The 6214-nt window shown below is 61.9% G+C and carries 6 protein-coding genes; all 6 read left to right on the top strand.

Annotation, left to right across the window (positions count from 1 at the left end):
* Positions 1-1017: 1017 nt before the first annotated feature.
* The gene (locus tag WAW17_RS15480) at positions 1018-2283 is read left to right on the top strand and encodes a thiolase family protein (protein ID WP_422333832.1); all 1266 of its coding nucleotides are present in this window, start codon (positions 1018-1020) and stop codon (positions 2281-2283) included.
* Between the two features lie 13 nt (positions 2284-2296).
* Positions 2297-3553 carry a cytochrome P450 gene (locus WAW17_RS15475; protein ID WP_422333831.1) on the top strand — a complete coding sequence of 419 codons (1257 nt, stop codon included), beginning with the start codon at positions 2297-2299 and terminating at the stop codon, positions 3551-3553.
* Positions 3553-3996 carry a PaaI family thioesterase gene (locus WAW17_RS15470; protein ID WP_422333830.1) on the top strand — a complete coding sequence of 148 codons (444 nt, stop codon included), beginning with the start codon at positions 3553-3555 and terminating at the stop codon, positions 3994-3996. Before WAW17_RS15475 ends, WAW17_RS15470 begins: the two co-directional genes overlap by 1 nt.
* On the top strand, positions 3993-4316 hold the full coding sequence (locus WAW17_RS15465; protein ID WP_422333829.1) for a 2Fe-2S iron-sulfur cluster-binding protein: 324 nt from the start codon (positions 3993-3995) through the stop codon (positions 4314-4316). Before WAW17_RS15470 ends, WAW17_RS15465 begins: the two co-directional genes overlap by 4 nt.
* Positions 4313-5563, top strand: coding sequence for an NAD(P)/FAD-dependent oxidoreductase (locus WAW17_RS15460; protein ID WP_422333828.1), 1251 nt, complete (start codon positions 4313-4315; stop codon positions 5561-5563). Before WAW17_RS15465 ends, WAW17_RS15460 begins: the two co-directional genes overlap by 4 nt.
* 63 nt (positions 5564-5626) lie before the next feature.
* Positions 5627-6088, top strand: coding sequence for an AMP-binding protein (locus tag WAW17_RS15455; protein WP_422333827.1), 462 nt, complete (start codon positions 5627-5629; stop codon positions 6086-6088).
* The last annotated feature ends 126 nt before the right edge of the window (positions 6089-6214 follow it).

Below are 6214 nucleotides of genomic sequence, written 5' to 3'. Positions count from 1 at the left end.
TCACCAACGAACGTGAGTACGACTACCGGGACGGCGACGACCATCACGCCGCAACAAACTACTACGCAGGCCATTTCTGCGGATGCGGTGACTACTCGTGCCCCGCTTCTATCGACAACCACAAGCGTTGCGTCAATTCGGACTACTGATCTGTCAGGGCACAAGGCCCTGGTCACTTGGGCAATGGAGGTAACTATGAGCGGCACAAAAGACTTCGTGGTCAACGGAGTCATCACCAGCAGTCCTGACGTCGCACAGGTGCCGCCACGGCGAGGAGTTCAAGGTGTAGCTCCGTTGCCGGGGCAAGCAAGCTCGAGACGACGGATTCCGTTTGTGCCGGTGTCTGCCGCTGATCAACATGAAGCTCGTCAGCTCGAAGCGATGGGGAGCACGATCGGGTTTTCGTAGAGAAGCCGTCCGGGTGTTCCGAGGTGGACCGTGGACAGCTCCTTATTCGTCGAAGCTGTACGAGCCGGTTGTCGCCTCGATGGGTCAGGCTCGCCCGATCTACGGTTGATCTCAAGCGGATCGTCAGGTTGTCGCCAGGGGCACGGGCGGCACTGGCGGTCGTCACGATCGACGCTGAGAGCCCAGAGTGCCCGCGTCGATCTCGAGACGGGCACTCCAAAGGAGGGCGGCTCCGTCGTGGGCGTGGAGTTTGTCCATGGACGGGTAACCTACGCGGCTGGCGCACCTGATGCAGCGCGCCTCTACGGCAGGGCCGGTGATTCGACGGGTTTCGGGCGCGCGGGATCTTGTGCGAGTCGTTTCGTGGGCTGACGCAGGCGTTCCGCTTCCCTGCTTGGTCGGGTGGGGCACCTCGTTCTGGCGCTGACCGAGGCCTGGATTCTGGTCTGGAACTCGGAGTCGCGAGATCTTCTGACCCCCATTTTCTCTCAGTGTTGTCGAACATAGATCCCCACTCTTGTCAGTGACGCCTCTCGTCGTAGGACAAAACTGTTGTGTGCGTCACAGATAAGTCGTACGCTTCGGGGACGACGACTCGAGGAGACGCACATGCGGAACGCATACGTGGTAGGGATCTCGTCCTTGCCGTTTGGCCAATTTCCGACTCGAGGATTTCGTGAGCTCGCCGCCCAGGCAGTCGATTCACTCGTTGGCGACATCGGCCAGGGTCCAGGGGTGCTTGCAGATATTGAGTCCGCTCACTTTGGCAACTGCTTTCTCGCCACCTACGGCCAGCACAACGTTCGCGGTCAGATGGTGCTCGCGGATCTGATGGCAGACGGCGTCTTGCCTCGCCGGATGCCGATCACGAACATCGATGCCGCCTGCGCCACCGGTTCCTACGCGGTTCATGGCGCTGCGCGAGAGGTTCTCTGTGGCCATGCGGACGCTGTATTGGCGTTGGCAGTGGAGAAGGTGGTCGTTCCAGGCGATCGTGAGACGATGTTCGCGCAGTTCGATGGCGCCACGGACCAGCTCACCTACGAACGTTTCCTGGACAGCTACCGCGATGCCGCCACTGAGATTGGCCGGACATTCGAGCCTGCTCCCGGCCGGAGCTTGTTCATGGATACCTACGCCACGCAGGCGCTCACGCACATGCACAGATATGGCACAACTGTCGAGCAGATCGCGGCCAGTGCGGCCAAGAACCATAATTTCGGAGCGCAGAATCCGACCGCGCAGTATCAGTTTCCGATGTCTGTCCAGGAGGTGCTCGCGGACCGTGCGGTGAGTGAACCACTGACCCGCGCGATGTGTTCACCGGTCAGCGACGGTGCTGCCGCCGCGCTCATTGTTTCCGACTCGTGGCTCGACGGGCAGGACCCGCGGGTGCGAGAACGGGCGATCCGGATTCGTGGCTTCGCGGCCTCCGGTGGCACTTACCGGCGTGGCATCTTCGAGCCGACGCTCTCACAAGATGCCGCCCGCAAGGCGTATGCGCTCGCGGGGATCGGCCCACAGGACATTGATGTGGCCGAAGTCCACGACGCCACGTCCTTCGGCGAAATCCTGCAAGCCGAGATGCTCGGTCTGTGCGAGATCGGCCAGGGCGGTGCGTTCGTCGCCGATGGAGCTACCGGCCTCGATGGGCCAATTCCCATTAATACCTCGGGCGGATTGGTCTCCAAGGGACATCCGGTGGCTGCAACCGGCTTGTCGATGCTTAACGAGCTCGTTGTCCAACTACGCGGTGAAGCTGGCCCACGCCAGGTTCAAGATGCCCGCATCGCGGTTGCAGAAAACGGAGGCGGTGTCATGGGCCTCGAAGAGGCGGCCTGCGCCGTCACCGTCCTCGACCGTGCGCACGACTAATCAAGGAGTTTCCATGGACATCATCTCTTCATCCACCATCGGCGCCGTTGACGACCGTTTCGACCTACTCACGAAACAGGCGATTGAGGACCCCCACGCGTTCTTCGCTCGGGCCGCAGCTCAAGGTCCGGTGGTCTGGAGCGAGGCGCACAAAGCGTGGTTAATCAACGACTACCCGCACGTCGTGGAGGCTTTCCGAGACACCGAGAATCTCTCTTCGGACCGCCTCACGCCCCTGCACGAGCGTCTGACTCCAGAACGCAAAGCGATGCTGGCCGGCGCATTCGACATCTTGCGTGGGTGGATGGTGTTCTACGACGCCCCGCGCCACCACGCCTTACGCAACCCAGTGCGACGAGCGTTCACCCCTCGGATGATCCAGCGGCTCCAGCCGCGCATCGAAGCGCTCGTCGCCGATCTACTCGATGACCTCGACGACGTCCCGGCGTTCGACTTCAAAGAGCGGTTTGCATTCCCGCTGCCGGCGATCGTCATCTCTGAGCTGCTCGATATCCCGGCTAGTGACCGCGACCGGTTCCGTGACTGGTCAAACGACTTGTCGGCAATTGTCTTCGGCGCATCAAACCATCCGGACCAAGACCGCGTCGCGGGGCAGGGAGCTGCCAACTTCATCGACTACTTCAGTTGGCTCGTCGCCGAGCGGAAAGCGAACCCGGGAGAGGACCTCGTGAGCGCACTCGTCGCCGCACAGGCCACCGACTCCGAAGAAAGTCTGTCCGATCTGGACATTTTGGGGGCAAGCACTCTGTTGTTGTTCGGTGGACACGAGACCACGACCAACTTCATGACCAATGCGATGCTGCATCTATTGCGCCTACCGGAGCAGGCAGCACTGATGAGGGACCGGCCGGAAATCGTCGACACCGCGATCGATGAACTGCTTCGCTTCGAGGGGCCGGTCAAGGTCATGGTCCGCAGCGCTGCGACCACACACGAGCGTGGCGGTCAGACGATCAAGGCCGGGCAAACAGTATTCATGTCCGTCGCTGGCGCCAACCGCGACTCGGGCGTTTTCTCCGATCCGCACCGCCTGGACTTGCTCCGCGACGAAGCAGCTCACATCAGCTTCGGCCAAGGACCGCATCACTGCCTTGGCAGCGCGCTCGCCAAGCTCGAAGCACGCATCGCATTACCGGCCGTCCTCCGCCGCTTCCCGCACCTCATTGAGGGTGAGGGCCCCATTGAATGGGAGCAGCAGATCCTGGTCCGTGCCATGAAGGCGCTGCCCGTCGAGAACCGTGATCGATGATGAGCCTGTCAACCCGGGAGATCCCCGAATCAACCCGGCAGATGCTCGACAATGATCGCGCCTTTGCCGACGCCGGAGTGCAGCTGGTGGACTGCCGTCGCGGTTACGCGGTCGTTGCGATGAAGGTCCAAGAGCGGATGCTCAACGGATATGGCGCGTGCCATGGCGGATGGTTGCTTTTTTTGTCCGACGCTGCGTTCGGTTGTGCTGCTAACTCCCACGGAACGATCGGGCTGTCGGCGAACTCGCAGGTGAGCTTCATCTCGAGCGGTCAGCACGGAGAAACGCTTACCGCAGTCTGCCAGCTGCGACATCACTACGGGCGCAACGGCCTCTACGACATCACGATCACGGGAGAGAGCGGCAACCTCGTCGCGGAAGCCCGCGCCACCGCGCGCTTTCGCACCGACCAGATCCTCACGGGGGAAGGAATAGCGAAATGACCCGCATTGATTTTGTTTCTCCAAATGGAGCCACTGATTCCATCACCGCCACGAGCGGACGCTCACTGATGGATACCGCCGTACAAAACGGGGTTGCCGGAATCGTCGGAGAATGCGGCGGCGCTGCCTCCTGCTCGACTTGCCACGTGTACCTCGACGACACGAATGGCCGTGAACTGCCGCCGATGACTGAGCTGGAAGACGAAATGCTCGATGGCGCTGTCGCCGAACGGCGTGCCGTGAGCCGACTGTCTTGCCAAATACCGGTCCACCCGAGCCTGGACGGGCTTGAGGTGCACATCCCGGAGAAGCAGCAATGACGCAGCGGGGAGTCCTGGTCGTCGGAGCCGGCCAAGCTAGCGTCCAGCTGGCCTGCTCTCTCAGGCCCCTTGGATACACCGACCCCATCCGCCTGTGCGGCGCTGAATCGCACGCGCCCTACCAGCGGCCCCCGTTGTCGAAGGCATTCCTTGCCGAGAACACCGGTCCAGAGTCACTGGCTCTACGCACGGATTCGTTCTACGCCAGCAAGGACATCGATATTCGACTAGACGTGTGCATCGAGCAGATCAACCTGGGCGCCAACGGCACTGGAAGTGCCCTCACGAGCGCAGGAGACCGGTACGATTTCGAGCACCTCGCGCTCACCACCGGCGCACGCTCGAGGCGCCTGGCGGTGCCGGGCGCCCACCTTCCGCAGGTGATGTACTTGCGGACAATCGACGACGCGCACCGACTACGCACAGTACTGCCGCAGGCTCAACGCATCGTAGTGGTTGGCGGCGGCTTCGTCGGCCTCGAGGGAGCAGCGGTCGCACAAGCGGCCGGCAAAGACGTCACTGTGGTCGAAGCCTCAGAAAGGCTGCTTGCCCGTGCCGTCCCGCCACAGATCAGTGAGTTCTACCTCCGAGCCCACCGCCAGCGCGGGACCAGAGTCCTGCTCGGCGCCGCGGTCGGATCCATTCTCGGTACCGAGGCCGTCAGTGGAGTTCGTCTCACTAGCGGCGAAGTCATTCCGGCGGATCTCGTACTGGTGGGTATCGGTGCCGCACCGCGTACCGAACTGGCTGAATCGCTCGGCTTGACCTGCGCTGGTGGGATCGTCGTCGATGCTGCCTGCCGAACGAGTAACCCTCATGTTGTGTCGGCGGGCGACTGCACTGTAGCTCCGCATCCCCAGGACACGGCAGAGCTGGTTCGCCTGGAATCGGTGCCGAACGCGATCCGCCAGGGCCACACCGCCGCCTCAACACTGCTCGGACGCAGCGACGACACGAGTGCTGTGCCGTGGTTCTGGTCTGACCAAGACACGCTCAAACTCCAGATGGCTGGCACTTTTGCCAACTTCGACTCATATGTTCTCCGCGGTAATCCCGCAGACGAGTCATGCGCGTTCCTATACTACCGAGACGCGAAATTAATCGGCGTGGCCGCGATCAACAAGACGATCGACTTTCTCGCCGCCCGCAAGGCCCTCGACACCGGACTGCACATTCCGGCGGACCGAGCTGCCTGTGACGACACCAAGCTCAAAGACATCTCGTTAGCACTTCAACCCAGCTTCTGACTCGCCAGCCCGCTACACCTTCGCGGCAAATAACAGCGAAGCCCTCCCAAGAAGGAGACGATCATGGACGTTCGCACCCTCATGCGCCGTGCCGCATCGACCTATTCCGGCTACACCGCCGTCATCAGCGGCGACCGTCAGCTGACATTTTCCGAAGCCTGGGAACGCGGTTTGCGGATGGCCAATGGACTTTCCAGCCTCGGCTTGCAGCAAGGCGACCGCGTCGCGGTGCTAGAGGACAACTGCCTCGAAGCACAGGATTTTTTCGCCGGCACAGCGGCCGCCGGCCTAGTCCGCGTACCCCTCTACGCCCGAGACAGTCGCGACGCGCATAAGCACAACCTGGACCACACTCAGAGCCGGGTTCTGATTGTCACGCCGAAGTACCTCGATGCAGTGCGAGGACTTGAGAACGAGCTTGAGCATCTCGAGCACATCTTTGTCCGGGACGACACGTACGAGGACTGGCTGATGTCCCAGTCCACAAATGATCCAGATCCAGTGATCGACGTCGACGATCTGTAGGGCCTTACCCCCGGCTTGTGGACACGGGTGGTGGATTACGCGGCGGATGCCAGCGTAGCGGTGTAGAGGGTCTCGTAGGTGTTCGGGGACCGGTGTCCGCACCAGGAGTGCCTCCTTCTGGTGTTG

This window comes from Rhodococcus sp. (in: high G+C Gram-positive bacteria) (assembly GCF_049286785.1).
Taxonomy (GTDB): domain Bacteria; phylum Actinomycetota; class Actinomycetes; order Mycobacteriales; family Mycobacteriaceae; genus Rhodococcus_F.
Note: the sequence above shows the minus strand (reverse complement) of the source record. Positions and strands in the feature narration are given on the sequence as shown.

Coding starts and splice junctions, on each gene's coding strand:
- WAW17_RS15455 (WP_422333827.1), top strand. CDS start 5,627: ATGGACGTTCGCACCCTCATGCGCCGTGCCGCATCGACCTATTCCGGC.
- WAW17_RS15460 (WP_422333828.1), top strand. CDS start 4,313: ATGACGCAGCGGGGAGTCCTGGTCGTCGGAGCCGGCCAAGCTAGCGTC.
- WAW17_RS15475 (WP_422333831.1), top strand. CDS start 2,297: ATGGACATCATCTCTTCATCCACCATCGGCGCCGTTGACGACCGTTTC.
- WAW17_RS15470 (WP_422333830.1), top strand. CDS start 3,553: ATGAGCCTGTCAACCCGGGAGATCCCCGAATCAACCCGGCAGATGCTC.
- WAW17_RS15465 (WP_422333829.1), top strand. CDS start 3,993: ATGACCCGCATTGATTTTGTTTCTCCAAATGGAGCCACTGATTCCATC.
- WAW17_RS15480 (WP_422333832.1), top strand. CDS start 1,018: ATGCGGAACGCATACGTGGTAGGGATCTCGTCCTTGCCGTTTGGCCAA.